General features: G+C 53.3%; 1 rRNA gene (only partly in view). It reads right to left on the bottom strand.

Annotated elements, in window-relative coordinates:
• Nucleotides 1-33: 33 nt before the first annotated feature.
• A 23S ribosomal RNA gene (locus tag ACP7D9_RS29450) occupies nucleotides 34-1,306 on the bottom strand (it continues 1,720 nt past the right edge of the window).

Below are 1,306 nucleotides of genomic sequence, written 5' to 3'. Positions count from 1 at the left end.
CTCTCTCGAGTTCGCAAATTGCTTGGGTGTTATATGGTCAAGCCTCACGGGCAATTAGTATTGGTTAGCTCAACGCCTCACAGCGCTTACACACCCAACCTATCAACGTCGTAGTCTTCGACGGCCCTTCAGGGAACTCAAGGTTCCAGTGAGATCTCATCTTGAGGCAAGTTTCCCGCTTAGATGCTTTCAGCGGTTATCTTTCCCGAACATAGCTACCCGGCAATGCCACTGGCGTGACAACCGGAACACCAGAGGTTCGTCCACTCCGGTCCTCTCGTACTAGGAGCAGCCCCTCTCAAATCTCAAACGTCCACGGCAGATAGGGACCGAACTGTCTCACGACGTTCTAAACCCAGCTCGCGTACCACTTTAAATGGCGAACAGCCATACCCTTGGGACCGGCTTCAGCCCCAGGATGTGATGAGCCGACATCGAGGTGCCAAACACCGCCGTCGATATGAACTCTTGGGCGGTATCAGCCTGTTATCCCCGGAGTACCTTTTATCCGTTGAGCGATGGCCCTTCCATACAGAACCACCGGATCACTAAGACCTACTTTCGTACCTGCTCGACGTGTCTGTCTCGCAGTCAAGCGCGCTTTTGCCTTTATACTCTACGACCGATTTCCGACCGGTCTGAGCGCACCTTCGTACTCCTCCGTTACTCTTTAGGAGGAGACCGCCCCAGTCAAACTACCCACCATACACTGTCCTCGATCCGGATAACGGACCTGAGTTAGAACCTCAAAGTTGCCAGGGTGGTATTTCAAGGATGGCTCCACGCGAACTGGCGTCCACGCTTCAAAGCCTCCCACCTATCCTACACAAGCAAATTCAAAGTCCAGTGCAAAGCTATAGTAAAGGTTCACGGGGTCTTTCCGTCTAGCCGCGGATACACTGCATCTTCACAGCGATTTCAATTTCACTGAGTCTCGGGTGGAGACAGCGCCGCCATCGTTACGCCATTCGTGCAGGTCGGAACTTACCCGACAAGGAATTTCGCTACCTTAGGACCGTTATAGTTACGGCCGCCGTTTACCGGGGCTTCGATCAAGAGCTTCGCGTTAGCTAACCCCATCAATTAACCTTCCGGCACCGGGCAGGCGTCACACCCTATACGTCCACTTTCGTGTTTGCAGAGTGCTGTGTTTTTAATAAACAGTCGCAGCGGCCTGGTATCTTCGACCGGCATGAGCTTACGGAGCAAGTCCTTCACCCTCACCGGCGCACCTTCTCCCGAAGTTACGGTGCCATTTTGCCTAGTTCCTTCACCCGAGTTCTCTCAAGCGCCTTGGTATTCTCTA

Origin of the sequence: Pseudomonas sp. TSRC2-2 (assembly GCF_049897785.1) — a bacterium.
Classification (GTDB): Bacteria; Pseudomonadota; Gammaproteobacteria; order Pseudomonadales; family Pseudomonadaceae; genus Aquipseudomonas.
Note: the sequence above shows the minus strand (reverse complement) of the source record. Positions and strands in the feature narration are given on the sequence as shown.